The following is a 26,332-nucleotide window of genomic DNA, read 5'->3' on the forward strand; positions in this document are numbered from 1 at the left end:
CAATCGCGTCCGTATGCAGCGGAGCGCGAAACGCGTCAGGGTTGTGCGGCAGGCGTAGCAATCGCCGCACTGCATCATTAATCGCGGCTTAATGCGGGCTGCCTGCGCTCTTGTCGCCAGCGGGATTGCGCAGCCGTCCGACCACGCCGGTCGGGAAGAAATAGACGCTGGCGATGAACAGCAGGCCGAGCCACAGCAGCCAGCGGTCGGGATGCAGCAGACCCGGCAGCAGCGGCAGGCCGGCCTCCGACGCCGCCGTGGAGGCGACGCCCATCAGCGACTGCAAATAGTTCTGGGCGAGGATGAAGATGGTGGCGCCGATAATCGCGCCGTAGATCGTGCCCATGCCGCCGATCACGACCATCAGCAGGATGTCCAGCATGATCGAGAAGCTGAGCGAAGTATCGGGACCGGCATAGCGTAGCCACAGTGCATTCAGGATGCCGGCGCTGGCAGCGACCAGCGCGGCGATGCAGTTGGCATAGGTCAGGTGGAACACCGTGCGGAAACCGAGCGCCTCGGCGCGAAAACGGTTCTCGCGGATCGCCTGCAGCACGCGCCCGAACGGCGAGTTCACGACGCGCAGCAGTGCGAGGATCATCAGCGCCGAGATGGCGAATACCAGGTAGAAGGTCAGGATCCGGCCGTTGATCTCGAAGCCGACCAGGCTCTTTGGGATCAGCACCGTGCCGGGCCGCAGCAGCTCGGGCAGCTGAAAGCTGCGCCCGTCCTCGCCGCCGGTCAGCCAGGACAGCTGCGAAGCCAGCACCTGGAAGGCGGAGGCGACCGCCAGCGTGATCATGGCAAAGAAGATCGCGGCGACCCGCAGCGAAAACAGCCCGATGGCGAGCGCGAGCAGCGCCGCGAGCGGCAGTCCGACCACGATGCCGGTGGCGACCGCGGCCCAATTCGGGCCCATCCCGTACAGCGCGATGGCGATCGCGTAGCTGCCGATGCCGTAGAACATGGTGTGGGCGAACGAAACCGAGCCGGTATAGCCAAGCAGGAGGTCGTAGGAGGCGACCAGCGCGGCGAAGACGCAGATTTTGGCTGCGACGTTCAGTGCCTTGGCCCCCGGAAACAGGAACGGCGTCGCCGCCAGCGCCAGGATGATGACGACGAGAACGAGCGTGAGGATCCGGCTACGCGGCGGATCGCCTGACAGGATCATCATCGGCTGGTCACCGCATAGAGGCCGCGCGGCCGCCACATCAGAATGGCGACCATCAGCAGGATGTTGGAGACGAGGGCGAGCTTCGGCACCAGGAAGCCGCCGTAATTGGCGACCATGGCCACGAGGATCGCACCGATGAAGCAGCCACCGATCGAGCCGAGGCCGCCGATGATGACGACGATGAAGATCAGCACGGTGAGGTCGTCGCTCATGGAGGCATGGACCTGCTCGCGATAGAGCGCCCACATCACGCCGCCGAGGCCGGCCAGCGCCGATCCCGTCATGAACACGCCGAGGAACAGCCGGCGGATGCGATAGCCGAGCGCTTCCACCATCTCGCGGTTCTCGACGCCGGCGCGGATCAGGAGCCCGAGCTTGGTGCGGTTGAGCACGAGCTGGATCGCGATGAAGACGGCAAGGCCGATCAGCATCGCCAGCACGCGGTATTTGGCGATCGCGACGTCGCCGAGGATGAAGGAGCCGCGCAGCGAGGCAGGCAGGGGCATCGGGATGATCTGCGGTCCCCACAACGCATAGAGCGTCTGCTCGGCGACGATCAGGCCGCCGGTCGTCATCAGGATCTGCTTCAGGTGCTGGCCGTAGACCGGCAGGATCAGCACGCGCTCGACGACGAGGCCAAGGGCGCCCGACACCGCCATCGAGAGCAGAGCGGCCGGCGCCAGCACGGCCAGGTTCATCCAGAGCGAATCCGCCTGAATGGCAGCTGCGAACGGCGCCAGCACCAGGGTCGCGACATAGGCTCCGACGGCGATGAAGGCGCCGTGGCCGAAATTGAGCACGTCCATCAGGCCGAACACCAGGGTCAGCCCCGAGGCCATGATGAAGATCATCATGCCCATGGCAAGGCTTGCGGCGGTGAGCGTCAGCCAGGTGCTGGGCGAGCCGATCAGGGGGATCGTCACGAGAGCGAGCGCGACCGGCAGCAGGATCGGCGCGATATCGCGCTTCGGCTTCGGCAGCGGATCGGTTGCAGCAAGGTCAGTCACTGATGCGTCTCCAGGCTCAGGCCGAGCAGCCGCTCCTGCAGCGGCACGTCGGCGGCGAGCGCCGCCATCTCGCCGCGATGGACGATGGTGCCGTTGTCCATCACGAGCACGTTGTCGCCGAGCTCGCGGGCGGCAAAGAAATTCTGCTCGACCAGGAGGATCGTCGCGCCCTTGCGCTTGATCTCCTTCAGGCACTCGATCAGCGCCATCACGATGGCCGGCGCCAGCCCCTTGGTCGGCTCGTCGATCAGCAAGAGCTTGCGCGGCTCGATGATGGCGCGCGCGATCGAGAGCATCTGCTTCTGCCCGCCCGAGAGGCTCCCCGCCCGCGACAGCCAGAACCGGCGCAGCGCCGGGAAGAAACCAAAAATCCAGTCGAGCTGGGTGTCGTCGAGCGGGCCGTCGCGCGCCGCCAGCACCAGGTTTTCCTTCACGGTGAGATCGGAGAATACCGCCATGCTCTCCGGCACGTAGCCGACACCGAGCCTTGCGATGTCCGGCGTCGCGCGGCTCTCGATGCGATCGCCGGAGAGGCTGATCTCGCCGCTGGACGCCTGCCACAGGCCCATGATGGTACGCAGCGTCGTGGTCTTGCCGGCGCCGTTGCGGCCGAGCAGCATCGTGGTCTGCCCCTGCGGGACCGCGAGGTCGATGCCCTGGAGGATGTGGTAGCGGCCGATATGGGTGTGGACGCCGGAGAGTTTGAGCAGGTCGGTCATGCGGTACTCGCTGCAGTCTTGGGCGCGACGCCGAGATAGGCTTCCTGCACGATCGGCGAGGCAATCACCTCAGCCGGCGGACCATCCGCAACAAGTTGCCCGTTATGCAGCACGATGATGCGGTCGGCGAGCGAGCGCACCACGTCCATCTTGTGCTCGACCAGCAGGATGATCTTGCTTCTGTCCTGCTTGAGCTGCGCGATCAGGTTGAGCACCACAGGCACCTCGTCGATGCTCATGCCGGCGGTCGGCTCGTCGAACATGAAGACCTTCGGTTCCAGCGCGATCATCAGGGCGACCTCCAGCTTGCGCTGGTCGCCGTGCGACAGCGCGGTCGCGGCGACGCCGCGGCGGCTGCCGAGCGCGACCTGCTCGAGAATGGCGTCTGCGCGTGCGATCAGGTCGCGGCGCACCATCCAGGGCCGCAGCATGTCGTAATGGGTGCCGTTCGCCGCTTGCACGGCGAGGCGCACGTTCTCTTCCACGGTGAGGTTCGGAAAGAGATTTGTCAGTTGGAATGCGCGTCCGAGGCCCGCGCGGGTGCGCAGCGGCGCGGAGTGCTGGGTGATGTCGGTGTCGCCAAACAGGATGCTGCCGTTCGAGGCGCGCAGCTGACCCGAGATCAGGTTGAAATAGGTGGTCTTGCCGGCGCCGTTCGGCCCGACGATCGCGGTGAGCTCGCCCGGACGGAACGTGCAGGTCACGCTGTTGACCGCAACATGGCCGCCGAAGCGGATGGTGAGGTCGCGAGTTTCGAGGGTGAGGGGCATGGGGCGTCTGGCAAATGATGAACGAGATAGATCCGCAGGTCACGCTGCGCTCCCTCCCCCGCTTGCGGGGGAGGGTCGGGGAGAGGGCTGTCACCGCAGGCGAGAACCCCCAAGAGGAAAGAGCCCTCTCCCGGGCTCTCCCGCAAGCGGGAGAGGTGAAGCAAGAAGGATCACCGCTTGTTGCGAACGGGAACGTCCATGTCCTCGATCTTCAGCTCGCGCACCGGCTCGAGCACGGCCCAGGCGACGTTCGGATCGACCTTGACCTTGAAGGCGTACATGCTCTGCAGCGCCTGATGGTCTTCTTTCCGGAACACCATCTTGCCCTTCGGCGTGTCGAACTCCAGGCCCTCCATCGCGGTGATCAGCTTCTCGCTGTCGGTCGACTTCGCCTTGGTGACGGCGGCGACGACGGACATCGCGGCGGCAAAGCCGCCCGCGGTGAAGAAGTCCGGCGGCGCGTTGAAGCGCTTCTGGTGCTCGGCGACGAGCCAGTCGTTCACCGGGTTCTTCGGGATCTCGTAGAAATAATAGGTCGCGCCTTCCATGCCGGGCAGGCCCTTATAGGCGGCGAGCGCCGGCAGGATGTTGCCGCCGGTGGAGAGCTCGATGCCGTAGCGCTTCGGGTCCATGTCCTGCAGCTTGGCCAGCGGATTGCCGGCGCCGGCCCAGATCACCCAGATGACCTTGCGGCCCGGCTTGTCCTTCAGTGCGTCGAACAGGCGCTGGCCGACTGCGGTGAAGTCGGTGGTCGAGGTCGGGGCATATTCTTCGGCAGCGAGCGTCGCGCCGGTCTTGGCGAGTGCCTCCTTGAAGGCGGCGACGCCATCGCGGCCGAACGCATAGTCCTGCGCCAGCGTTGCGACGGTGACGCCCTGCTTGCCGATCGCGACCGCATTCGAGATCGCGTCCTGCGAGGAGTTGCGCGCGGTGCGGAAGATGTAGCGATTCCACTTCTCGCCGGTAATCTGGTCCGCGACTGCGGGCTCGATGATCAGGATCTTCTTGTTCTCCTCGGCGACCGGGAGAATGGCGAGCGCCGCGGCCGACGAGGTCGTGCCGATCGCGATGTCGGCCTTGTCGTCCTGATAGGCTTCGGCGAGCGCGGCCTTCGAGAGATCCGGCTTGCCCTGGTCGTCCTTGGTGATGATGACGATCTTGCGACCGTCGAGGGTCATCGTGCCCTTGGTGGCATATTCAAAGCCCATTTTCAGGCCGGTCTCGGTCTGCTTGGCGTAGGCCTCGAGCGGACCGGTCTTGCCGTAGATCAGCGCGACCTTGAGATCGTCGGCCTGTGCGGAGGTGCCCGCAGCGAGTGCGAGAATGGTTGTTGTTATGATGAGTGATCGACGCACGATGGTCCCTCCTGATTTAGAGTTTCTCGGTAACAGCGATTTGCACAACGCTACGAACATTGCAATTGAACCTTCCGGCCGAGCGCATCGGCCTTGCGAGCATGCATCATTTTTGGGCTCGCCGCGCATCGCCGGCTCCCTCGGCCCGACGCCGATCCGACTGCGCCTCATCAGCGCTTTCGAAAATGTGCGGCGCGACGCCGCGCCGCTCCAGGGCTTCGCCGAGCTTGATGCGCAGGAAGCCCGACGTGGTGTAGCGTGACACGCCGGAATAGAAGCGATCGACGAGGCTGCGCACCATCGCGGAATATTCGTCCATCAGCTCCGGCAGGATGGAAAAATTGTCATAATTGACGATGGCGTAGACCCGGCGGCCGAGCGGCGCCAAACGGCTCTCGACGATCTCGGCGATGGCGTCGATCTCGGCCTTGCTGCGCAGCGGATAGCGCTCCAGATTGACGAAGAACAGGTTCTGCTGCTCGTCCAGCGTGAAGCGCTGGTCGAGCGGGATGGTGAGCAGGCGCTCGCGCAATTCCATCAGACCCTCGCGGAAGATGCGGTCGTCCATCAATGCGGGCTCGCGCGGGATCAGCGGCTTGAAATCCATCAGCCGCAAAATGTCGCGCTGGATGTCGATGCCAGGTGCGACTTCGGTGAGCTCGAGCCCGTCCGGCCTGAGCTCGAACACGCAACGCTCGGTGACATACAGCGTGCGCTGCTTGCGCGCGGCCGCGAACGGGCCGCTGAAGGTGACGTGCTCGACGCGGTCGACGAATTTGCGTGATTTCGCCTCGTCGAGAATGACGAGCTTGCCGTCGTTCACCGCGATGCGTTGCTTGCCCGCGCCGAAGGTGCCGACGAAGATGACCTCCTTGGCGTTCTGGCTGATGTTGATGAAGCCACCGGCGCCTGCGAGCTTCGGCCCGAACTTGCTGACATTGAGGTTGCCGGCGCGATCGACCTGGGCGAGCCCGAGGAAGGCGGCGTCCAAGCCGCCGCCGTCGTAGAAATCGAACTGATAGGGCTGGTCGATCACCGCCTGCGTGTTGATTGCCGCGCCGAAATCGATGCCGCTCGCGGGAATGCCGCCGATCACGCCCGGCTCCGCCGTCAGCGTGATGAGGTCGATGATTCGCTCCTCGTTGGCGACCGAGGCAATCCCCTCGGGCATGCCGATGCCGAGATTGACGACGCTGTTGGCCTTCAGCTCGAGGGCGGCCCGCCGGGCGATGATCTTGCGCTCGCTGACCGGCATCACCGGCAGCGATGCGGCGCGGACACGGATCTCGCTGGAGAAGGCCGGATTGTATTGCGTGCCAAAGGTCTGCCAATGGTTCTCGGGCCTTGCCACCACGACGCAGTCGACGAGGATGCCGGGAATCTTGACTTGGCGCGGATTGAGACTGCCGGCCTCGGCGACGCGTTCGACCTGGGCAATGACGATGCCGCCGGAATTATGCGCTGCCATGGCGATGGCGAGCGCTTCCAGCGTCAGCGCCTCCTTCTCCATGGTGAGGTTGCCGTCGGGATCGCCTGTCGTGGCGCGGATGATCCCGACGTTGATCGGGAACGTCTTGTAAAGCAGGCACTCTTCGCCGCGTAGCGTGATCAGCTCCACCATGTCCTCGGTGGTACGCGCGTTCAGCTTGCCGCCGCCCTGCCGGGGGTCGACGAAGGTGCCCATGCCGACGCGGGTGACGTGGCCGGGCCGGTGCGCGGCGATGTCGCGGAACAGGTGTGTGATGACGCCCTGCGGCAAATTATAGGCCTCGATCTGACCCGCGATCGCGAGCTGCTGCAATTTTGGCGCAAGCCCCCAATGTCCGCCGATCACGCGGCGGACCAGGCCTTCATGCGCGAAATGGTTGAGGCCGCGATTCTTGCCGTCACCCTGACCCGCCGCATAGACCAGCGTCAGATTGCGCGGTTTGCCCTGCGTATAGGGGGCATCGCCCTCGTGGGAGAGATAGAGCTCCTCCAGCGCGATCGCGATCTCCTCGGCAAAGCCGATTCCGACGAAGCCGCCGGTCGCGACCGTGTCGCCGTCACGGATCAGCATGACCGCTTCGGCCGCGGTGACGACCTTGCCCTTCTCGGAATTGCGTAGGTAAGGCAGAGCTGGGTGATGGCTCACGGCGTTCCTCCCGATCCCTTCGACCGTATGCCGTTGTTGCTTGATCCTATCGCGAGGAGCGACCCTGGAACAGGCCGCTCCTCGCGATGGACGAGGTGATCAGGACATTCAGCCCTGAACTATCTTGCGTGTTTCGGTGGCGAAATAGACCGACACGATGGTGATCAGCGCCAGCGCGATCATGTAGAGCGAGATCGGCCAGGTCGCCGGCGCATAGGCCGTCATCAATCCCGTCGCGATCAGCGGCGACAGTGCGCCGGCGAAGATCGAGGCCAGATTGTAGCCGAGCGAGACGCCGCTATAACGCACCTTGGTGCCGAACAGCTCCGACAGGAAGCTCGCCTGCGGGCCGTACATCGCGGCATGCCCGATCGCGAGGCCGAGCACGATCGCGATCCAGGCATATTGCGGGTTCCTGGTCGCCAGCAGCGTGAACAGCGGGAACGACATCAGCGCCGAGAGCACCGCGCCGAAAATGTAGATCGGCCGCCGCCCGAGCCGGTCGGAGAGCGCACCGAAGGCCGGGATGGTGAAGGTCTCGATCGCCGCGCCGATCAGCACGCCGTTGAGCATGTCCTGCTTGTTCATGCCGAGCGACTGCGTGGCATAGGCGAGCACGAAGGTCGCGTAGATGTAGAAGAAGCCGTTCTCGGCGAAGCGCGCGCCCATCGCGAGCAGGATGTTCTTGGGATACATCCTGATCGCCTCGAGGATCGGCATCTTCACTTCCTGCTTGGTTTCCTTGACCTTCTGGAACTCGGGGGATTCCGCGATGGTGAAGCGGATCCACAGGCCGACCAGCACCAGCGCGATCGAGAACAGGAACGGGATGCGCCAGCCCCAGGCAAGCAGCTGCGCATCGGTCAGCATCGCCGATACCACCGAGAACACCAGCGTGCCGAGCACGAGGCCGAGCGGCGCCCCTAACTGCGGCCAGCTGCCGTAAAAGCCCTTCTTGTCCGCGGGCGCGTGCTCGACCGCCATCAGCACCGCGCCGCCCCATTCGCCGCCGAGGCCAAAGCCCTGGATCAGGCGGCAGGTGACGAGCAGGACCGCGGCCCAGATGCCCGCGGTCTCGTAGGTCGGCAGGAATCCGATCGCGGCGGTCGCCACGCCCATGATCAGCAGCGTCAGATAGAGCATGGTCTTGCGGCCGATCTTGTCGCCGTAGTGCCCGAACACGACGCCGCCGAGCGGGCGCGCGATGAAGCCGAGCGCATAGGTCGCGAACGCCAGCAGCGTCCCCATCATGGGATCGAAGGTCGGAAAGAACAGCTTGTTGAAGATCAGCGCCGCGGCGGTGCCGTAGAGGAAGAAGTCGTACCACTCGATAGCCGTGCCGATCAGGCTCGCGGTGGCGACCGTGACGTGCGAGGGCTGTCTCGCCTGAAGCTGACGGACCGAGATCGCTTCACTCATCTTGCGTCCTCCCTGGTTGCAAATGCGCATGTGCAGCATGCGTCATTGTGCAAAGCGAAGAGCAAGGTCCGCGCCAGATGCGGAAGGTTTGCGCAAATTGGCTGAAATCACGGCAAATCTCGCCGTTGCTGGCGGAACCAGCGGCGCAGCGCCGTGTCCGGAATCCGAGACTCCGGACACGTTCGTGTCTCGAAACTCAGACGGAGGCCGACCCTGCGGCGAGGCCGAACTTGGCGAGCTTCTTGTAGAAGGTTGCGCGCGAGATTCGCAGCATTTTGGCGGCCTCGGAGATCTGGCCGTTGCTGGCGGCGAGCGCCCGTTCGAGCGTGTGCTTCTCGAACTCGGCCTCGGCTTCGGCATAGGGCACCACCGCTCCGGCCGGGCGCTCGGATGCTGCGGGCCTGACGTCGGTGCCGACGGGAAGAATGCGGGCGACATCTTCGCCGGTCAGCCGGCCGGAATCGCTCAGGATCAGCGCCCGCTCCAGGATGTTGCGGAGCTCGCGGACGTTGCCCGGCCAGTCATAGCGCGCCAGCGCGTAAAACGCGCTCGGCGTGATCTTTGCCTTGACGTAATCGCCGGAGGCGCTGATGTCCTCGAGCAGCCGGGCGCAGATGTCGGGGAGATCATCCAGGCATTGCCGCAGCGGCGGCAGGTCGATCGAGAGCACGTTCAGCCGGTAATAGAGATCGGGCCGGAACGCGCCGTCGCTGACGCGCTTGCGCAAATCGACATTGGTCGCGGCGACCACGCGCACGTCGACCTTGGAGATCTTGTCCGAGCCGAGCGGCTCGATCTCGCGCTCCTGCAGCACGCGCAACAGCTTGGCCTGCAATTGCAGCGGCATCTCGCCGATCTCGTCGAGGAACAGCGTGCCGCCGTCGGCGATGCGGAATTTTCCTTCGCGTCCCCTGCGGTCGGCGCCGGTATAGGCGCCGGGCGCCGTGCCGAAGAACTCCGACTCGATCAGCGTGTCGGGAATCGCGGCGACATTGACGCTGACGAACGGCTTCTCCGCACGCGAGGAGGCATTGTGAATCGCCTGCGCCAGCATCTCCTTGCCCGTTCCGGTCTCGCCGGTGAGCAGTACGGTGACGCTCTGCCGCGCCGCGCGGCTTGCAAGCTGCTTGGCCTGCGCGATTCCAGGCGTGGTGCCGACGTAGTCGGCGAAAGTGAAGCGCGCCGCGCGGGCGTTGGACAATTGCCGCCGCGCCAGCCGCAGATCGCTCTCGAGCTGGGCGACGCGGGCGAGCAGAGGTTTCAGGCTTTCGAGATGGTCGTAGAGCACGAAGCCGATCGCGCCGATCACCGTGCCGTTCTCGTCCTCGATCGGCATGCGCGTGACGACGAGCTGCTCTCCGCCGAGCTCCATGATGTCGAGCAGGATCGGCTCGCCGGTCTCGGCCACCTTGCGCATCAGGCTGTTGGGGATGACCTCCTCGATCGGCCGGCCGATTGCCTCACTGGTCCGTTTGAGACCGAGCGCCGCGAGATATTTTTCATTGACGTAGACGACGCGTCCGCCGCGGTCGATCGCGATCGCGCCCTCGCAGAGCTTCTCCAGCCGCTCGAACAGCGTTTCCATCGCGCGCGCACGGAGATAGGCGGGATCGCTGATCGAGGCGGAAGAGGCGGACATGACATATCCCGGGGGAAGTCTGCCTGTGTATTAGCAAAAGGGCAGCAATTTCAAAGGGGGAATTGGATTGTGCCCCATACTCCGCTGTCGTCCCGGACAAGCGAAGCGCCGATCCGGGACCCATAGCCACAGGGAGATGTGATAACGGGGGACTCGGAGTGACCGTCTTAGCGCCAAACCACACCATGTGGTTATGGGTCCCGGGTTCGCTTCGCGCCCCGGGACGACAGCGGTATGTGTTGCAGCGCTCGCGCCCCTACCTTCGATACCCGCTCGCCCGCGAATAGCCCTGGCGGTTCTGCTGGTGCGGGCGGTTTGCCACGCTGGCGCGCGACTCGCTGGACACGGGCGTTGCCAGCTTCAACTCCTCCAAAAAGATCGGGCGCGAGAAATAATAGCCCTGCGCGTAGCGGATCTTGGTCGCGGCCTGCAGATAAGCGAGCTCCTCGTAGGATTCGAGGCCTTCGGCGATCACGGTCATGCCGAGCGCTTCGCTCAAGGATTCGATCGCGCGCAGGATGCCCTGGCTGCGCGGGCGCTTATGGATGTCGGTGATGAAGGAGCGGTCGATCTTGATCTCGTCGGCGGTGATGTCGGCCAGCGCCGAGAGCGAGGAATAGCCGGTGCCGAAATCGTCGATCGAGATGCCGACGCCGAGCTTGCGGAACATCGGCAGGATCTCGTCCTGGAAATGATTCTTGGCGACGAAGGCGTCTTCGGTCACCTCGATCATGAAGCGCTGCGGAAAGCCGGTGTCGTCGAGCGCCCGCGCGAAGCTGCGCATGAATTCGGGGTTGCCGGCCTGCTTGGCCGCGACGTTGATGCTGATGGTCGCTTCCGCGCCGAACGTCTCGTTGATCAGGTCGATCGATTTGACGATTTCGGCGAGCACGAGATGGGTCAATTCGTCGATCAGCCCGAGCTCGCTGGCAAGATTGATGAACGATCCCGGCGCCTGGATCACGCCTTCGTCGTCGCGCAAGCGCACCAGGGCCTCGATGCCCTTCACAGCCTGGGTGCGGATGTCGACCTTGGACTGGAAGGCGCAGCAGAAACGCTTTTCCAGGATGGCGAGCCGCAGCGACTGTTCGATCTTCATCCGCGCCAGCGCCTCGCGCTCCATGCTGGAATCGAAGAAGGCTGCCAATCCCTTGCCGTCGTTCTTGATGCGGTACATCGCGATGTCGGCATTCTGGCGCAGCGTCTCGAAGCTGCGGCCGTGATCGGGATAGAGGCTGATGCCGACCGAGGTGGAGGCGAAGAGTTCCGAATGGTCGATGAAGAACGGCGCCGTCAGCCGCTCCAGCGTCGACTGCATGAACTCGGCGACTTCCTCCTGGCTCTGGATCGGGGAGAGCAGCAGCAGGAATTCGTCGCCGGAGATGCGCGACAGCATGTCGGAATCGCGCAAGTCGCGCCCGAGCCGCTTCGACAGCTCGACCAGCAGCGCATCGCCGACGGCGTGGCCGTAATAGTCGTTGATGTGCTTGAAATTGTCGACGTCGAGGAAGGCCAGCGCGAAACGCTCGCCGCCGCCATTCTCCGCCAGCAGATTGTTGGCGTGATGTTCGATCACGCGCCGCGAGGGCAATCCCGTCAGCTCGTCGAAATAGGCCGAGCGGAACAGCTGATCCTCGAAATTCTTTTGCTCGGTAATGTCGGAGGACGCCGAGATCAGCAGCTCGCGTCCGGCGAGGCGAACGGGACGATGGGTCGTGAGCAGCACCTGGCGCGCAGCGCCGCCGTGAAGCGCCTCCTCGGTGACGACAGCCTGGCCGGCGCTCAGCGCCTGGCGGCAGGCTTCGCGGCGCGGCGCAAGATCGGGTGAGGGACGGCTGCCATCCATGCCGAGCTGCGCGGCCGCGGCATCGTTAACCAGCAGAAGCTCGCCATGCGCATCCTGCACGGTCAGGCCGGCCGGCAGCATTCTAACGATTTCCTTGAGAAAACCGAGCTCGGCTTCAGTCGCGCCGGAATATTGGTTGTCGTTCATAGAAGTCATGAATCTTGTTGTTTCAGCGCGCCTGCAATGCACGCAATCATGCGCAGTTCCCTCTTAAGTTTGGTTAAGGGGTACGGAGAAATACGGGGGTGTTTTGCGACGTTGCGACGCGCGCCGACGATCGTCATTAACAGAGGGTCAACGGCCCATGCGAAACTGCGGGCGGGTGCGCGGGCCAGCTTTCGCCTGACGCGCGATGCTATTCGCTTCGGGGGATGCGGCACTGCATGATGCAATGCAGCCCGGTCTTCAAGTAAGAGATCTCGGTCCTGCCATCGAAGGACGACAGTGCCGATTTCAGCAGCTTGGTGCCGAAGCCGGGCTCGGAGACCTTGTCCACGCTCGGACCCTCTGTCTCGTCCCAGGTGATGATCAGGCGGTCGTCGTTGACGGTCCATGACACCTGCAGCAGACCGCGCGGCGCGGAGAACGCGCCGTACTTGCCCGCATTGGTGGCCAGCTCGTGAAACATCAATGAGAGCGTGACCGCGAGCTTCGGCGGCAGGAACAGGCGGTCGCCATTGAGGGTGAAGCGGACATGGCCGTAGGGGCCGAGCTCCGAGATCAGGAGGTCGCGGATGTCACAGCCCGCCTTGTCGATCCGCGAGATCAGATCGTCGGTCGCGGCCAGCGAGCGCAACCGAGGATCGACCCGGGCCCAGACCTGCGGGTGGTCGTGCAGCACCTGGTGCAGCACGGCGTGCACCGTCGACAGCTTGTTCTTCAGCCGGTGCTGGAGCTCGTCGACCAGCAGCTTGCGATAATCTTCTTCCTCGATCAGGCGCTTGGAGATCCGGCGCTGCTCCGCCAGCATGGTGCGATAGTGCTCGACGCCCCAGATGGTGAGCGCACAGACCGCCCAATAGAGTGCCAGCAGGGCAAATCGCGCCCGATCGGCAAAGGCTTCGCCGAAATTCACCACGACGCCGAGCATGCCGCCGACCAGCGCTGTCACGATTCCGATCCGGAAGCCCCCGAACGCGGCGGCGAAGAACACGGCCGGGAAGTAGGGAGTGAAGTAGACGTCGGGCCGCACATGCGCGAGGGCCCAGCGCGTCAGCGTGGCAATCAGCAGGCAGGCCACCGCAAACGCAATGCTCAGACCGAGCGATGGCGGCGCCGCACCCTGCCAACCCCTACGGAATTCGTCGATCAACTTCCCCATGCGCAGCCCAGTTGCGATATGCGTTCGAAAATCGAGCGACCTGTGAAGATGTTACGCATCCCGTCCGCACAAGCATAGCTTGCCTTGTCGGAGGCAGGCAGGGATAGTGGCGTCCGCGGCGATGGCAGCGGCCGATGTTCGCCATTTGGCGTCAAATCGTTCGAAAACAGGAACATTCCATGGGCAGGCTGGACGGCAAGGTTGCGGTGATTACGGGGGCGACGAGCGGGATCGGATTGCGCACTGCGGAAGTCTTCGTTGCCGAAGGTGCCAAAATTGTGATCGCGGGGCGGCGTCTACCGGAGGGCGAAGCCCTGGCCAAGCAGCTCGGCGCCAACTGCATCTTCCGCCAGACCGACGTGACGCTCGAAGACCAGATGCAGGCGCTGATCGCGCTCGCCGTGGACAAGTTCGGCCGGATCGACTGCCTGTTCAACAATGCCGGCGGCCCGGCGCAGACCGGCGGCATCGAAGGCCTCGAGGTCGAGCGCTTCGATGCGGCGATGGCGACGCTGGTGCGCAGCGTCATGCTCGGCATGAAGCACGCCGCGCCCCACATGAAGAGGCAGGGGAGCGGCAGCATCATCAACAATGGCAGCATCGCCGGCCGCCTCGCCGGGTTCTCGTCCTCGATGGTCTATAGCGCGGCCAAGGCGGCGGTGATCCATCTCACCAAATGCGTGGCGATGGAGCTCGGCGAGTCCAACGTGCGCGTCAACGCGATCTCGCCGGGCGCGATCGCGACCGGCATTTTCGGCAAGGCGCTCGGACTCTCGACCGATGCTGCGGAGAAGACGCCGGCGGTGATGCGCGAGGTCTACAAGACCGCCCAGCCGATCCCGCGCGCGGGCCTTCCCGATGACATCGCCCAGGCCGCGGTGTTCCTGGCCAGCGACGAATCCAGCTTCATCAACGGGCACGATCTCGTCGTCGACGGCGCCATGACCGGCGGCCGCAACTGGAGCCAGCAGCAGCAGGGCTATGTGGCCTTGCGCAAGGCGTTCGATCAGGGGGCGTAGTCGCTCCGGGCGACGGTGCCGTAGGGTGGGCAAAGCGAAGCGTGCCCACGAATTCTTCATCGCGACGAACCGTGGGCACGGCGCTCCGCGCCTTTGCCCACCCTACGAGATCTCGTGCCCCGGACGCAGCGCAGCGTCCCCGGCGATGCGAAGCATCGTCCGGTGCGGTGCGCTGCAGAGCCGGGGCCCATGTCTCCACCGACTCGATCGCAGCATTCCGGGTCCCGGCTCGCGCTTCGCGCGTCCGGGACACGAGAAAATCAGACCGCCTTCACCCGCACTCTTAGCCCGTCCCGCGGCTTCGGGATCGGCCACATCTGCCAGTCCGGCTTGTAGCCGGGCTCCAGCGATACCTCGATGTTCTGCAAGAAGTGCCGCGCGAAGCATTTTGCCTGCATGTAGGCGAAGTGCAGGCCGAGGCACATATGCGCGCCGCCGCCGAACGGGACCCAGGCGAAGCGGTGGCGATTGCGCTGCGCTTCCTCGGTGAAGCGCAAGGGATCGAAACGATCCGGCTCCGGCCAGATATCCTTCATGTGATGGGTATAGAGCGGATTGACGCCGACCGCGGTGCCGGCGGGAATCGTAAAACCCTTGAAAGTGAAATTGCGCATGGCGCGGCGCGGCATCGAAGGCACCGGCGGCTTGATCCGCAGCGCTTCCTTGAACGCCATCTCGGACAGCGGCATCTTTTCGAGATCGTCGAAGCTGCTCGGCGCGCCCGGCGCGAGCCCGAGCGCGAGGACTTCCGCGCGCAGCCTGTCCTGCCAGTCCGGATTGGCAGCGAGTTCGCCGATGAAGGAGGTCAGCGACGAAGTCAGCGTGTCGTGCGCCGCCATCATCAGGAAGCTCATATGGTCGATGATGTCCTGCTCGGAGAGTAGCGCGCCGTCCTCATGGGTGGCGCGGCACAGCTGCGAGAACAGATCATCGCCGCCATGATTGCCGCGGCGAAGCGGGATCTGTTCGCGGAAATAGGCGACGATGCGTTTGCGCCCCCTGACGCCGGCGGCCATCTGGGTGCCGGGCAGGGGACGGCGGATCGGGGCGACCGCGGCGGCGACCATGTCGACGAAGGCGCGGTTGATTTCGTCGACCTCCGGCCCGATATCGGCGCCGAGGAAGGACGCCGCAGCGAGATCCAGCGTGAGCTGCTTCATCGCGGGGTAGAGCTGCATCTCGCCGGGCTTGGCCTTCCACTGCGCGACCCGCGCGGAGATGCCGCGGTCGAGATCGGCCAGGTAGGATTTCATCGGCCCGGACTTGAACGCGACCGACAGCGCCTTGCGGTGCAGCCGGTGCTCGTCGAAATCGAGCAGCATCAATCCGCGCGGAAACAACAGGCCGAGCACCTTGTTCCAGCCGTGGGTCGAGGAGAACAGCTTTTGCTGGTCGAACATCACCAGCTCGTTGGCCTCGGGCCCGAGCAGCACGACATTGGTCTCGCCGAACACATGGGTGCGGTAGACCGGGCCATATTTGGCGCCGTTCGCCTCGATGTGGCCCTTGGGATCGGCCAGCACCTGGAAGGTCTTGCCGATGATCGGCCATCCCTCGTCGCCGGGAATGTGCGTCAGGGCGTTGCGCTTGGGCGCGGTGTAGTCGGGCGCCGTTGCGGCCACATTCTGCATCGACATGACGATTGCTCCGGTTGGCAGGCTCCGCGAACATAGCACGATCTGGCCGCGATGATGCGACGCTTGGTGGTGCAATTTACCTCGGATGTCGTCCCCGCGTAGGCGGGGACCCATAGCCACAGGGAGTGTGCGAGATAGTGGTTAGCAATCTTCGCCAAACCCTATGCTGTGGTTATGGGTCCCGGATCTGCGCGCGCTTTGGGCGCGCTTGTCCGGGACGACGAGTAGAGAGAGCTGGCATCCTACCGCTTCGCCGCTTCCTTCTGCAGATCCGGGGCGTTGACGGCGGGGATGGCGACGCGGCCGGGGCCGGTCACCTTCAGCGCCTCGGCGGCCTTCTCGTTCTCCATGATCTTGGCCATCACGGCCTGGCCTGCACGCTCGAAGATGGCGCGGTTCTCGATCACGAATTTTTGCGACCTGCGCAGGCCGTCGATATAGCCGTTGATCTCGGGCACGACGTAGCGCGCAACCATATCCCAGCTGCGGCGCGTCGCCTCCGGATTGGCCCAGTCGTGCACGAAGCCGATGATGGCGCCGACGCCGCCGGAGACCTGCATCACGTTCTTGATGGTTTTGACGAGATCGTCGGGCGTGCCGATGGTGGACGCCGCGCCCTCGACGAAGGCGGTCTTGTCCACGGCTTCATCCGGCGAGGAGAACGCGGTCAGGCCCGGCCGCTGCAGCGTGCCGACATTATACTCGTTGTGCCAGCGCATCAGCCCGGCGCCGGCTTCCTTGCGCGCCTGCTCGCGGGTCTCGGCGATGTGGAAGGTCAAGAGCACGCGCCAGTCGGCGCGGTTCACCTTGGTGCCGTGCTTCTTCGCAGCGTCCTCGGCGAACTGCCATTGCTGCTGTAGCGACATCAGGCCCTGTGTCGTCATCGAGCCCAGCGAGATGATGCCGCAGCCGTATTTGCCGGCGAGCGTCATGCCGGAGGGCGAGATCTGCGAGGCCACGACGAACGGCATCTCTTCCTGCAGCGGCAGGATCTGCAGCGCGGCATCGTTCATGGTGAACCAGTCGCTCTTGGCCGTGACGCGCTCACCGTTGAAGAGCCGGCGGATGACGCCGATGGCCTCGTCTTGCCGGTCGCGCTGCGTCATCGGGTCGATGCCGAGCGTGTGTGCGTCGGAGGCGAGCGCGCCGGGGCCGGAGCCGAAGATGGCGCGGCCGCCGGTCATGTGGTCGAGCTGCACCATGCGCTGGGCGACGTTGTAGGGATGGTGATAGGGCAGCGACACCACGCCGGTGCCGAGCTTGATCCGCTTGGTGCGCTCGCCGGCCGCAGCCAGGAACATCTCGGGCGAGGCGATCATCTCCCAGCCCGAGGAATGATGCTCGCCGCACCAGAACTCGTCGTAGCCGAGCGCATCGAGCTGCTCGACCAGCTCGAGATCGCGCCGGAACTGGAGCATCGGATGCTCCCCGATCGGGTGATGCGGGGCAAGGAAGGCTCCGAACTTCAGGCGCGCCATGGCGTTCTCTCCGGCTTTGATTTTCTGTTTGTTGAGACGGTGAGGCTACGTGCCTGATGGCACGAACGCAATCGCGCGGTGTCCCGCGCGGCGGAATGCAGGCATGCGGCGAAGTTGCCTCTTCTCCCTCTCCCCGCTTGCGGCAGGGCTATGCATTTGAGGCAACCTCCGCCGCGGCACATCCTTCGAGACGCCCGCCGTTGGCGGGCCCTCAGGATGAAGGCGGAGTACGCCGGTGCAGTTTCAAAGCACACCGACGCAGTTCAGCCTCATCCTGAGGGGACCGCGAAGCGGTCGTCTCGAAGGACGAGGCGCTTGCTCCGATGTCGCCGCGAAGCATGTGCGAGTGCCCTGCCGCAAGCGGGGAGAGGCGAAGAGCGCACGAATCTGACCTACGAGGTAATCGCGCCACCGCCCACGACCTGAAATCATCCGCACCATAATCCAGGGCCGCGCGCCGATGCATCAGATCGTCACACAACAAGTCGATTCGACCCGCCGTTGGTGGGTGCTGGCCATCGTCGTGGCCGCCCAATTCATGTTCGGCGTCGATGCCTTCATCGTTAACGTCGCAATTCCGACCATTGCGGTCGAGCTGAAGGCATCGCCCGCGCAGATCGAAGCGGTCATCGCGATCTATCTGATCGCTTATGCCACGCTTGTCGTCACCGGCGGCCGGCTCGGCGATATCCACGGCACCAAGACTGTCTTTTTGGCCGGCCTGCTCGGCTTCACGGCGACCTCGCTGTGGTGCGGGCTCGCGCTCTCAGGGGTGGAGCTGATCATCGCTCGCCTGGCGCAGGGCGCGACCGCGGCGCTGATGGTGCCCCAGGTGCTGGCGACGCTGCATCTCCTCTTCACCGACGAGACGCGCAGCCGCGCATTCGCCATCTACGGGATCGTGCTGGGGCTGGCGGGTGCCGCGGGCTTCCTGCTCGGCGGCCTGCTGGTCACGATCGACCTTGCCGGCACCGGCTGGCGTTCGGTGTTCTTCGTCAACGTGCCCTGCGGCCTCGTCATTGCAGGTGCCGCCTGGCGCATCATGCCATCGGTGCCGCGGCGATCAGGGACGAGGCTCGACATCAAGGGCAGCTCGGTCCTGTTCGCGGGGCTGCTGTGCCTGATCGGCCCGCTGCTTTTTGGTCACGATGCAGGCTGGGCACCCTGGCTGTGGGCCGTGATGGCGGTCGGCGGCGTCGTCCTCAAAGCGTTCCTGAAGCTCGAGCAGGCAGTCGCTGGTGCCGGCGGCATGCCGTTGATCGACCTCTCGCTGCTGGCGGACGCCGCTTTCCTGCGCGGGCTTGGCGCCGCCTTCTTTTTCTTCCTTGCCAATCTTTCCTTTTATCTGGTCATGACGCTGTTCATGCAGCGCGGCCTGAAAATTCCGCCGCTGTCAGCCGGCATGGCCTTCATCCCGCTTGCGCTTGCCTTCGTCGTGGCCTCGCGCCACAGCGGCGCGCGGGCGCGTCATCACGGCACCAAGGTGTTGATCGAAGGCTGCGCGCTTCAGATCGCAGGCCTCGCCGCGCTCGCGCTTGTTGCAGCCTGTATCGATGCGCCATCGCCGCTTCTGCTCGCGTTCGTCATGATCATCTTCGGCTACGGTCAGGGATTGGTGATGGCGCCGCTCTCCGGCGCGGTGCTCTCGACCGTCAAGCCTGTCGCCGCAGGCTCGGCGTCCGGCATCTACGGCACGACGGCGCAGATCGGAAATGCGGCCGGAGTGGCCGCAATCGGCGCGGTGTTCTTCGCGGTCGATACCTTGCAATCAGCGCGCGCAGGATTTCTGGTCTCGCTTGCGCTGTTTGTGACATTAATCATGATCTGTGCCGCATTTCTGTCGTGGATGCGTCGCGCATCGGCGTGAAGTCGAGGCATTGCGGTTAATTCGTGCGGATTTCGGCGGAATTCCCCGTGATTTTCGTGGATTGACAGCGCACGGTCTTTTTATTTTGCAATGCAGCAACTATCTGGTTTGGCTAAGCGTTGAAAGCCGCCCACCAGGAAGTTGCCGTGTCGTTAGCCAAAAATGTTGATCTGTTGAGACGTCTGCCGAGGCTGGACGGTCTGCGCTTTGCCGAGCTCGGCCGGAGCGCGGATGCGTCCAGTCCATTGCAAGAGGTCACCGGCTTCGGCGACAACCCGGGGGCCTTGCGCATGTTCGCGTTCGTGCCGGCGCAGTTGCAGAAGCCGCGCGCGCTGGTCGTCGTGCTGCATGGCTGCGGGCAGGCGGCGGCGGGCTACGATCTCGGCGCGGGCTGGTCGACGCTCGCGAAGCACTATGGCTTCGCGCTGCTGATGCCCGAGCAGCAGCGGATCAACAACGGCAACACCTGCTTCAACTGGTTCAATCCGGAAGATACGGCGCGGGACAGCGGCGAGGCGTATTCGATCCGCGAGATGATCGCGCATATGGCGAAGGCGCATCGCATCGATCCCAAGCGCATCTTCATCACCGGCTTGTCCGCCGGCGGCGGCATGACGTCGGTGATGCTCGCGACCTATCCGGAAGTCTTCGCGGCGGGTGCGGTCATTGCCGGACTGCCCTATGGCATCGCCTCGAATTTGCGCGAGGCACTGGACGGCATGTTTCATTCCCCGGTGCGTCCCGCGCGCGGGCTCGGCGATCTTGTGCGCAATGCCTCGGATTATCGCGGCCCCTGGCCGAAGATCTCGGTGTGGCACGGCAGCGCCGACCGCACCGTCAATCCCGGCAATGCCAACGAGATCGTCAAACAGTGGCTCGATCTGCACGATCTGCCGGAAGCGCCGATGGCGGAGACCAACGTCGACGGCTATCCGCGCCAGGCCTGGTGGGGCAAGGACGGCGAGACGCTGGTCGAGTCCTACGCCATCACCGACATGGCGCACGGCACACCGCTTGGGCTGGCCGACAACGACCAGCGCTATGGCGTCGAAGGCGCGTTCCTGATCGAGGCCGGCATTTCCTCGTCCTATCACATCGCAAAATTCTTCGGCCTCACCGGCTGGATTGCAGACGCTGCAAAGGCGGAGGCCAAGCCTACAAGCAAGTCTACAAGCAGGCCTGCAGCGCAGCCGGCACTGACGCCCGCGCCGCATCTCGCCCGCTCGATCCGCGCAGCGGTCGCCGAACAGCCGGCCGAGCCGACGCGCGAGGAGGCTCGCAGCTTCGATCTCGGCCAGATCATCACGCGCGCACTGACCGCCGCAGGATTGATGAAGTAGCCCCAAACTCCGGACAAGCGCGCCCCAAGCGTGCGCCGATCCGGGACCCATTGCCACAGGGCAAAGTGAGGCGCGAAGGGCCAACTCCGAGTCCCCGCAAACCACGGCTTCCTGTGGTTATGGGTCCCGGATCTGCGCTTCGCTTGTCCGGGACGACAGCGACGTTTGTAGCGATGTCGTCGTGTCAGCCCGCGGAAACTACGCCGTCTGACCGATCCACTCGATCGGCGTCACCGTCACCTCGCCGCCGGCGACCTTCCGCGTCATCTCCTGATAGGCTTTGAAGAAGTCGCGCGATTGCAGCGCTTTTTGCGCGGCATCGTCAGCGACGCTGGCGAGATGGAAATAGCTGCCATCGTCGCGGTTTTTCAAGACGCGATAGCCGATCCGGCCCGTCAGTTCCGGATCGCGGTCGATCGCCTTGATGAAGCGGCCGACCTCCTGGTGCCAGGCGTCCGTCGTACCGTTCCTGAATTCATATCTGATCATGAAGTGCTTCATGTGACGCTCCCTGTTCGTCGTGTGCGTCATCATCTGCGGCTTGCTAGCGATCCTGCAAGTATGGACAAAATTGATAGTATGGACTTTTTCGACGTTGCTCCTATCCTCTTCGCCATAGCGTTTTCGAGCGAAGTGGATGCCGGTTCGCGTGAAGAAAACGCGTCAAAACAAGAATCTAACGCGTGGAGGAGACGACATGGCGAAGGCGAATCCGACGCGTACCTGTCCGGTCGCGGCGTTTCAGAAGATGATCAGCGGCAAGTACAAGCTCCGCATCGTCTGGGACCTCAAGGACGGCCCGCGCCGCTATGGCGAGATCCGCAGCGGCCTGTTGCGCGGCACGGAAGGCAGCGCCGAGATCGCCCCGCGCGTGCTCAGCCGTGAATTGAAGGCCCTGACACAAAGCGGCCTGATCGACCGCAAGGATTTCGGCGAAGTGCCGCCGAAGGTCGAATATCGCTTGACCCGCAAGGGCAATAGCTTCGTGCCGGTCGTCGCGGCGATCCGCGACTGGGGCGATCGTCACCTCACTGAGACCGCCACGCTTGTGGACGCGGCGGAATAAACCTCACATCGCGCCGGTGATGAACGGATTGGTCATCCGTTCCTGGCCGATGCTTGAGCCGGCGCCGTGACCGCAGATGAAGCCGACGTCGTCGCCGAGCGGCAATAGCTTGGTCAGAATCGAGTTGATCAGCGTGGCGTGACTGCCGCCCGGCAAATCGGTGCGTCCGACCGAGCCGGCGAACAGGACATCGCCGACATGGGCGAAGCGCAGCTCCTTGTTGAAGAACACCACGCTGCCGGGCGAGTGGCCGGGGCAGTGGAAAATATCGAATTGCAAGCTGCCGATCGACACGGTGTCGCCTTCGGCGAGCCAACGGTCCGGCGCGAAATTGCGCACGCCGGTCATGCCGAAGCGTGCGCCGCTGTCGACCACATTGTCGAGCAGGAACTTGTCCGCTTCATGCGGCCCCTCGATCGGCACCTTCAGTGCATCGCGCAGATCGGCCGCGCCGCCGACATGGTCGATATGGCCGTGGGTCAGCCAGATCTTCTCCACGGTGACGCCGGTCTGCTTGATCGCGTCCAGGATCTTCGGCACGTCCCCGCCGGGATCGATCACCACGGCCTTCTTGCTGGGCTCGTCCCAGATGATGGTGCAGTTCTGCTCGAACAGCGTCACGGGAACGATGATCGCGCCGGCCTTGGATTGCGAAGAGTCTTGGGTGTCATTTTGCTCGGTCATGGCGCCACAATGCCGATTTTTGCCATGCCGCCAAGCAAAAGATTCGGCCAAGGATCTGGAATGGAGCCTGGAACAATCACGCCCGCCGTCACACGGCCGTCCCAATTGGCTCGCCAATTTGAACCGGGGCGCTGCTGTCGCGTTCTTCCGCCCGAGGCGCAGATTTATGGATGGGTTCTCCAGCATGGCTCAGAGCGATAGCAACTGGTGGCGCGACGGCATCTTCTATCAGGTCTACCCGCGCTCCTTTCAGGACTCAGATGGTGACGGCGTCGGCGATCTCGCCGGCATTTTGCAGCGGTTGCCTTACGTCAAATCGCTCGGCGTCGATGCGATCTGGCTGTCGCCGATCTTTCCCTCGCCGATGGAGGATTTCGGCTACGACATCTCCGACTATACCGGCATCGAGCCGCTGTTCGGCACGATGGCCGATTTCGATGCGCTGATCACGGCCGCCCACGACAACGGCCTGAAACTGATCCTCGACCTCGTGCCGAACCACACCTCCGATCAGCATGCCTGGTTCGTCGAGAGCCGCGCCTCGCGCGACAATCCCAAGCGAGACTGGTACATCTGGCGCGATCCGGCACCCGACGGCGGGGTGCCGAACAACTGGCTGTCCGAGTTCGGCGGCAGCGCGTGGCAGTTCGATGAGACCACGGGGCAATATTATTACCACGCCTTCCTCGCCCAGCAGCCGGACCTGAACTGGCGCAATCCGGACGTCCGCGCCGCGATCTACGACGTGATGCGCTTCTGGCTCGACAAGGGCGTCGACGGCTTTCGCGTCGACGTGATCTGGCACCTGATCAAGGATGCCGAATTCCGCGACAACCCGCCCAATCCGCATTACGTCGAGGGCCGGCCGCCGAACGAAAGGATCATGACGCAATACTCCACCGACCAGCCGGAGGTGCATGACGTGATCGCCGAGATGCGGCGCGTCACTGATGAATTCGAAGCCCGCGTGCTGATCGGCGAGATCTATCTGCCGCTGCACCGTCTCATGGCCTATTACGGCAACGACCTCACCGGCGCGCAGATGCCGTTCAATTTCGCGCTGCTCTTGACCTTCTGGAGTGCGCGCTCGATCGAGACAATCATCGAGGATTATGAGAAGGCGCTGCCGCGCGGCGCCTGGCCGAACTGGGTGCTCGGCAATCACGATCGCCCGCGCGTCGCAAGCCGCGTGGGTCCCGAGCAGGCCCGTGTCGCCGCCATGCTGCTGCTGACGCTGCGCGGCACGCCGACGCTCTATTACGGCGACGAGATCGGCATGCATCAAGTGGCGATTGCGCCGGAGGACGTGCGCGACCCCTTCGAAAAGAACGTGCCCGGCATCGGTGTCGGCCGCGACGGCTGCCGCACGCCGATGCAGTGGGATGCGACCGAATTCGCCGGCTTCTCGGCGGCGCGGCCGTGGCTGCCGCTGCCGGCGCACTATGTGCGCGACAATGTCGTCAATCTCGAAGCCGATGCGCGCTCGATCCTCAGCCTCTACAGACGCCTGATCACCCTGCGGAAGAGCAGTCGGCCGCTGGTCGCCGGCGATTATCATCCGATCGCGGCGCAAGGCGATCTCCTGATCTATCGCCGCGAGGCCGAGGGGCAGGCGGTGATCGTGGCGCTCAATCTCGGCCCCGATCCGGTCGCGGTGACCACCAGCGCGATCCGTTTCGGCAGCAGCATACTGCTGTCGACGTTCCTGGATCGCGAGGACGAGCGGATCGAAGGCGTGCTGGATCTGCGCGGCAATGAGGGCGTGATTGTCGCGCCGCCGTGAGATGTCGTCCCGGACAAGCGCAGCGAAGCGGAGCGCAGATCCGGGATCCATAACCACAGGGAGTGGTTTGGCGGCGATTCGGAGTTGCCCGCTCGCCACAAACTCCTTCCTGTGGTTATGGGTCCCCGCGTGCGCGGGGACGACAGTGGGGTGTGCGGTTACAGTCGGGCACTATCCCGGATGCTTCTTCCCTCTCACCGTATCCCCGTCGATATCGCTCCGCTTCAGCAGATAATCCAGCCCGCCGACGCGGTACCAGCGATAGCCATACGGCTCCAGCACGATCCGGTGCTGGCCGCGCTTGTCGGCGTGGCTGTGGTCCTCCGCGAGCAGATTGATCAGGTGCGCGCCGGCCTCGTCCGGCAGCCCGGCCGAGAACGCGATCTCGCGCGGCTTCTCGTCGAGATTATGCACGAACAACACCGAATTGTTGCGCCAGTCGTAGCGCATGATGAACACGGCGGGATCGCGCACCGGAATGATCGTGAAGTCGCCCCAGCCGATTTCAGGCACCTCCTTGCGCATACGGACGATGCGCTCGGTCCAGTTCAGCATGGAGTTGGGATCGCGCCGCTGCTTGGCGACGTTGACGTGGGGATAGCCGTAAGGCCCCTTGTCGATCACAGGGCAGGCCGGCTTGTTGCTCTTGGTGAAGCCGCCATGCGGCTCGGTCGACCATTGCATCGGCGTGCGCGCGCAATTGCGTTCCGGCAGTGAGAGATCGTCGCCCATCGCGATCTCGTCGCCATAGCGGATCACGGGCGTTCCGGGCAGCGTGCACATCAGGCTGTAGGCGAGTTCGAGCCGCCGGCGATCGCCGCCCAGCATCGGCGCGAGGCGCCGCCTGATGCCGCGGTCGTAGAGCTGCATGTCCTTGTCGGGACCGAAATTCCTGAACACGGAGTCGCGCTGCGCCTTGGTCAGCCGCCCCAGGTCGAGCTCGTCGTGATTGCGCAGGAACAGGCCCCATTGCGCGGTCGCCGGCCGCGGCTTGGTCGCCTTCAACGCCTTCGCCAGCGGCCGCGAATCTGCGGATGCCAGCGCATAGAACAGGTGCTGGTTGACGTGGAAGTTGAACATCATGTGCATGCGGTCGGCGTCGCGGCCGAAATATTCCATGTCCGTCTTCGGCAGCACATTGGCTTCGGCGAGGATGATGGCGTCGCCCTGCCGCCATTGCAGGAATTCGCGGAATGCGCGCAGCATGTCGTACTGCTCGACCGGCTTCTTCTCCTTCGCACCCTTGGTCGCGATCACGAAGGGCACGGCGTCCATGCGGAAGCCGGAGACGCCGAGCTGGATCCAGAACCCCATGATCTTCAGGATCTCCGCCTGCACATGCGGGTTTGAGGTGTTGAGGTCGGGCTGGAAATCGTAGAAGCGGTGGAAGTAATACGCGCCCGCTTCCTTGTCGCGCGTCCAGGTCGATTTCTGCACACCGGGAAACACCATGCCCTTGTCGGCATTGGCGGGCTTCTTGTCGGACCACACATACCAGTCGCGATAGGGCGAAGTCTTGTCGCGCCGCGCCTCCTTGAACCAGTGATGCTGATCCGAGGTGTGGTTGACGACGAGATCGATGATAATCCGGATGCCGCGCTGCTTGCAGCCGTGGGCGAACTCGACGAAATCGCCGAGCGTGCCGTAACGCGCATCCACGCTGTAATAGTCGGCGATGTCGTAGCCGTCGTCGCGGCCGGGCGAGGTCTGGAACGGCATCAGCCAGATCGTGGTGATGCCGAGGCCATGCAGATAGTCGAGCCGGCGGAGCAGGCCCTTGAAGTCGCCGACGCCGTCACCGTTGGCGTCCATATAGGAGCCGACGGAAAGGCAGTAGATCACGCCATTCTTGTACCAGAGATCGTCGATCATCCGCGCAGCCTCGGTGGTTCCGCCGAGGTGCGGCGGCTGCGTGATAAGTGCGTGGGGGAGGGGAGGTTCCGTGTTTCATTCTCGGTGTCGTCCCGGACAAGCGCAGCGAAGCGGAGCGCCGATCCGGGACCCATAACCACAGGGAGCAGTTTTGCGATGACTCGGAGTTACCTGAGCGCCCTACAACAACTCCCTGTGGTTA

Annotated in this window: 20 protein-coding genes; 5 read left to right on the plus strand and 15 right to left on the minus strand. The window is 64.3% G+C overall.

The window, feature by feature from the left end; genetic code table 11:
* Positions 1-88 precede the first annotated feature (88 nt).
* From GDN70_RS04390 to GDN70_RS04435, 10 genes are all read right to left on the minus strand, one after another.
* Positions 89-1,174: a branched-chain amino acid ABC transporter permease gene (locus GDN70_RS04390; RefSeq protein WP_173015750.1), complete on the minus strand. Its 1,086-nt coding sequence runs from the start codon at positions 1,172-1,174 to the stop codon at positions 89-91.
* On the minus strand, positions 1,171-2,181 hold the full coding sequence (locus GDN70_RS04395; protein ID WP_038970670.1) for a branched-chain amino acid ABC transporter permease: 1,011 nt from the start codon (positions 2,179-2,181) through the stop codon (positions 1,171-1,173). Before GDN70_RS04395 ends, GDN70_RS04390 begins: the two co-directional genes overlap by 4 nt.
* The gene (locus GDN70_RS04400) at positions 2,178-2,900 is read right to left on the minus strand and encodes an ABC transporter ATP-binding protein (RefSeq protein WP_038949385.1); all 723 of its coding nucleotides are present in this window, start codon (positions 2,898-2,900) and stop codon (positions 2,178-2,180) included. Before GDN70_RS04400 ends, GDN70_RS04395 begins: the two co-directional genes overlap by 4 nt.
* Entirely contained in the window at positions 2,897-3,670 is a 774-nt protein-coding gene (locus GDN70_RS04405) for an ABC transporter ATP-binding protein (RefSeq protein ID WP_152102195.1), read from the minus strand. The genes GDN70_RS04400 and GDN70_RS04405 overlap by 4 nt, the downstream gene beginning before the upstream one ends.
* Before the next feature lie 170 nt (positions 3,671-3,840).
* Positions 3,841-5,025, minus strand: coding sequence for a substrate-binding domain-containing protein (locus tag GDN70_RS04410; protein ID WP_038949383.1), 1,185 nt, complete (start codon positions 5,023-5,025; stop codon positions 3,841-3,843).
* A gap of 106 nt (positions 5,026-5,131) precedes the next feature.
* A complete protein-coding gene (locus GDN70_RS04415; RefSeq protein WP_028139584.1) occupies positions 5,132-7,159 on the minus strand; it encodes an acyl CoA:acetate/3-ketoacid CoA transferase in 2,028 nt (675 codons plus the stop codon).
* Positions 7,160-7,267: 108 nt separating this feature from the next.
* The gene (locus GDN70_RS04420; RefSeq protein ID WP_244625864.1) at positions 7,268-8,578 is read right to left on the minus strand and encodes an MFS transporter; all 1,311 of its coding nucleotides are present in this window, start codon (positions 8,576-8,578) and stop codon (positions 7,268-7,270) included.
* A 196-nt stretch (positions 8,579-8,774) separates the two neighbouring features.
* Entirely contained in the window at positions 8,775-10,217 is a 1,443-nt protein-coding gene (locus GDN70_RS04425) for a sigma-54-dependent Fis family transcriptional regulator (protein WP_038949380.1), read from the minus strand.
* A gap of 256 nt (positions 10,218-10,473) precedes the next feature.
* Positions 10,474-12,210 (minus strand): bifunctional diguanylate cyclase/phosphodiesterase, encoded by a 1,737-nt coding sequence (locus GDN70_RS04430; protein ID WP_028139587.1) that lies wholly within the window; start codon positions 12,208-12,210, stop codon positions 10,474-10,476.
* A 208-nt stretch (positions 12,211-12,418) separates the two neighbouring features.
* Positions 12,419-13,384: a sensor histidine kinase gene (locus GDN70_RS04435; protein WP_152102197.1), complete on the minus strand. Its 966-nt coding sequence runs from the start codon at positions 13,382-13,384 to the stop codon at positions 12,419-12,421.
* A 179-nt stretch (positions 13,385-13,563) separates the two neighbouring features.
* Between GDN70_RS04435 and GDN70_RS04440 the strand changes: the two genes are divergently transcribed.
* Complete coding sequence (locus tag GDN70_RS04440) at positions 13,564-14,403, plus strand: SDR family NAD(P)-dependent oxidoreductase (protein WP_028139589.1); 840 nt, start codon at positions 13,564-13,566, stop codon at positions 14,401-14,403.
* Between the two features lie 260 nt (positions 14,404-14,663).
* On the opposite strand, the gene GDN70_RS04445 is transcribed toward GDN70_RS04440, so the two are convergent.
* Together GDN70_RS04445 and GDN70_RS04450 are read right to left on the minus strand one after the other, a co-directional pair.
* Entirely contained in the window at positions 14,664-16,040 is a 1,377-nt protein-coding gene (locus GDN70_RS04445) for a cytochrome P450 (protein ID WP_095424940.1), read from the minus strand.
* A 242-nt stretch (positions 16,041-16,282) separates the two neighbouring features.
* Positions 16,283-17,518, minus strand: a complete 1,236-nt coding sequence (locus GDN70_RS04450) for an LLM class flavin-dependent oxidoreductase (RefSeq protein ID WP_038970664.1) — start codon at positions 17,516-17,518, stop codon at positions 16,283-16,285.
* A 460-nt stretch (positions 17,519-17,978) separates the two neighbouring features.
* On the opposite strand from GDN70_RS04450, the gene GDN70_RS04455 reads away from it, so the two are divergent.
* Complete coding sequence (locus GDN70_RS04455; RefSeq protein WP_152102198.1) at positions 17,979-19,385, plus strand: MFS transporter; 1,407 nt, start codon at positions 17,979-17,981, stop codon at positions 19,383-19,385.
* Positions 19,386-19,531: 146 nt separating this feature from the next.
* Positions 19,532-20,725: a PHB depolymerase family esterase gene (locus GDN70_RS04460; RefSeq protein WP_152102199.1), complete on the plus strand. Its 1,194-nt coding sequence runs from the start codon at positions 19,532-19,534 to the stop codon at positions 20,723-20,725.
* Between the two features lie 198 nt (positions 20,726-20,923).
* Here the strand turns inward: GDN70_RS04460 and GDN70_RS04465 are convergent, their stop codons facing one another.
* On the minus strand, positions 20,924-21,226 hold the full coding sequence (locus tag GDN70_RS04465; protein ID WP_244625865.1) for a hypothetical protein: 303 nt from the start codon (positions 21,224-21,226) through the stop codon (positions 20,924-20,926).
* 196 nt (positions 21,227-21,422) lie between these two features.
* On the opposite strand from GDN70_RS04465, the gene GDN70_RS04470 reads away from it, so the two are divergent.
* Positions 21,423-21,791 carry a helix-turn-helix domain-containing protein gene (locus GDN70_RS04470; protein WP_038970666.1) on the plus strand — a complete coding sequence of 123 codons (369 nt, stop codon included), beginning with the start codon at positions 21,423-21,425 and terminating at the stop codon, positions 21,789-21,791.
* Between the two features lie 3 nt (positions 21,792-21,794).
* Here GDN70_RS04470 and GDN70_RS04475 read toward each other — a convergent pair whose 3' ends face one another.
* The gene (locus GDN70_RS04475) at positions 21,795-22,475 is read right to left on the minus strand and encodes an MBL fold metallo-hydrolase (RefSeq protein WP_028139596.1); all 681 of its coding nucleotides are present in this window, start codon (positions 22,473-22,475) and stop codon (positions 21,795-21,797) included.
* A gap of 184 nt (positions 22,476-22,659) precedes the next feature.
* Between GDN70_RS04475 and GDN70_RS04480 the strand changes: the two genes are divergently transcribed.
* Positions 22,660-24,258: an alpha-amylase family glycosyl hydrolase gene (locus GDN70_RS04480; protein ID WP_028139597.1), complete on the plus strand. Its 1,599-nt coding sequence runs from the start codon at positions 22,660-22,662 to the stop codon at positions 24,256-24,258.
* Positions 24,259-24,429: 171 nt separating this feature from the next.
* Here the strand turns inward: GDN70_RS04480 and GDN70_RS04485 are convergent, their stop codons facing one another.
* Positions 24,430-26,130, minus strand: a complete 1,701-nt coding sequence (locus tag GDN70_RS04485) for an alpha-amylase family protein (protein WP_097668285.1) — start codon at positions 26,128-26,130, stop codon at positions 24,430-24,432.
* Between the last annotated feature and the right edge of the window lie 202 nt (positions 26,131-26,332).

It is taken from the genome of Bradyrhizobium sp. TM102 (genome assembly GCF_009176685.1).
Classification (GTDB): Bacteria; Pseudomonadota; Alphaproteobacteria; order Rhizobiales; family Xanthobacteraceae; genus Bradyrhizobium; species Bradyrhizobium ottawaense.

Bases quoted from the DNA above. Each gene is read 5' to 3' on its own strand.
- GDN70_RS04390 (WP_173015750.1), bottom strand. From the start codon at position 1,174: ATGATGATCCTGTCAGGCGATCCGCCGCGTAGCCGGATCCTCACGCTC.
- GDN70_RS04400 (WP_038949385.1), bottom strand. From the start codon at position 2,900: ATGACCGACCTGCTCAAACTCTCCGGCGTCCACACCCATATCGGCCGC.
- GDN70_RS04405 (WP_152102195.1), bottom strand. From the start codon at position 3,670: ATGCCCCTCACCCTCGAAACTCGCGACCTCACCATCCGCTTCGGCGGC.
- GDN70_RS04420 (WP_244625864.1), bottom strand. From the start codon at position 8,578: ATGAGTGAAGCGATCTCGGTCCGTCAGCTTCAGGCGAGACAGCCCTCG.
- GDN70_RS04425 (WP_038949380.1), bottom strand. From the start codon at position 10,217: ATGTCCGCCTCTTCCGCCTCGATCAGCGATCCCGCCTATCTCCGTGCG.
- GDN70_RS04430 (WP_028139587.1), bottom strand. From the start codon at position 12,210: ATGAACGACAACCAATATTCCGGCGCGACTGAAGCCGAGCTCGGTTTT.
- GDN70_RS04435 (WP_152102197.1), bottom strand. From the start codon at position 13,384: ATGGGGAAGTTGATCGACGAATTCCGTAGGGGTTGGCAGGGTGCGGCG.
- GDN70_RS04440 (WP_028139589.1), top strand. From the start codon at position 13,564: ATGGGCAGGCTGGACGGCAAGGTTGCGGTGATTACGGGGGCGACGAGC.
- GDN70_RS04445 (WP_095424940.1), bottom strand. From the start codon at position 16,040: ATGTCGATGCAGAATGTGGCCGCAACGGCGCCCGACTACACCGCGCCC.
- GDN70_RS04450 (WP_038970664.1), bottom strand. From the start codon at position 17,518: ATGGCGCGCCTGAAGTTCGGAGCCTTCCTTGCCCCGCATCACCCGATC.
- GDN70_RS04455 (WP_152102198.1), top strand. From the start codon at position 17,979: ATGCATCAGATCGTCACACAACAAGTCGATTCGACCCGCCGTTGGTGG.
- GDN70_RS04465 (WP_244625865.1), bottom strand. From the start codon at position 21,226: ATGAAGCACTTCATGATCAGATATGAATTCAGGAACGGTACGACGGAC.
- GDN70_RS04470 (WP_038970666.1), top strand. From the start codon at position 21,423: ATGGCGAAGGCGAATCCGACGCGTACCTGTCCGGTCGCGGCGTTTCAG.
- GDN70_RS04475 (WP_028139596.1), bottom strand. From the start codon at position 22,475: ATGACCGAGCAAAATGACACCCAAGACTCTTCGCAATCCAAGGCCGGC.
- GDN70_RS04480 (WP_028139597.1), top strand. From the start codon at position 22,660: ATGGCTCAGAGCGATAGCAACTGGTGGCGCGACGGCATCTTCTATCAG.
- GDN70_RS04485 (WP_097668285.1), bottom strand. From the start codon at position 26,130: ATGATCGACGATCTCTGGTACAAGAATGGCGTGATCTACTGCCTTTCC.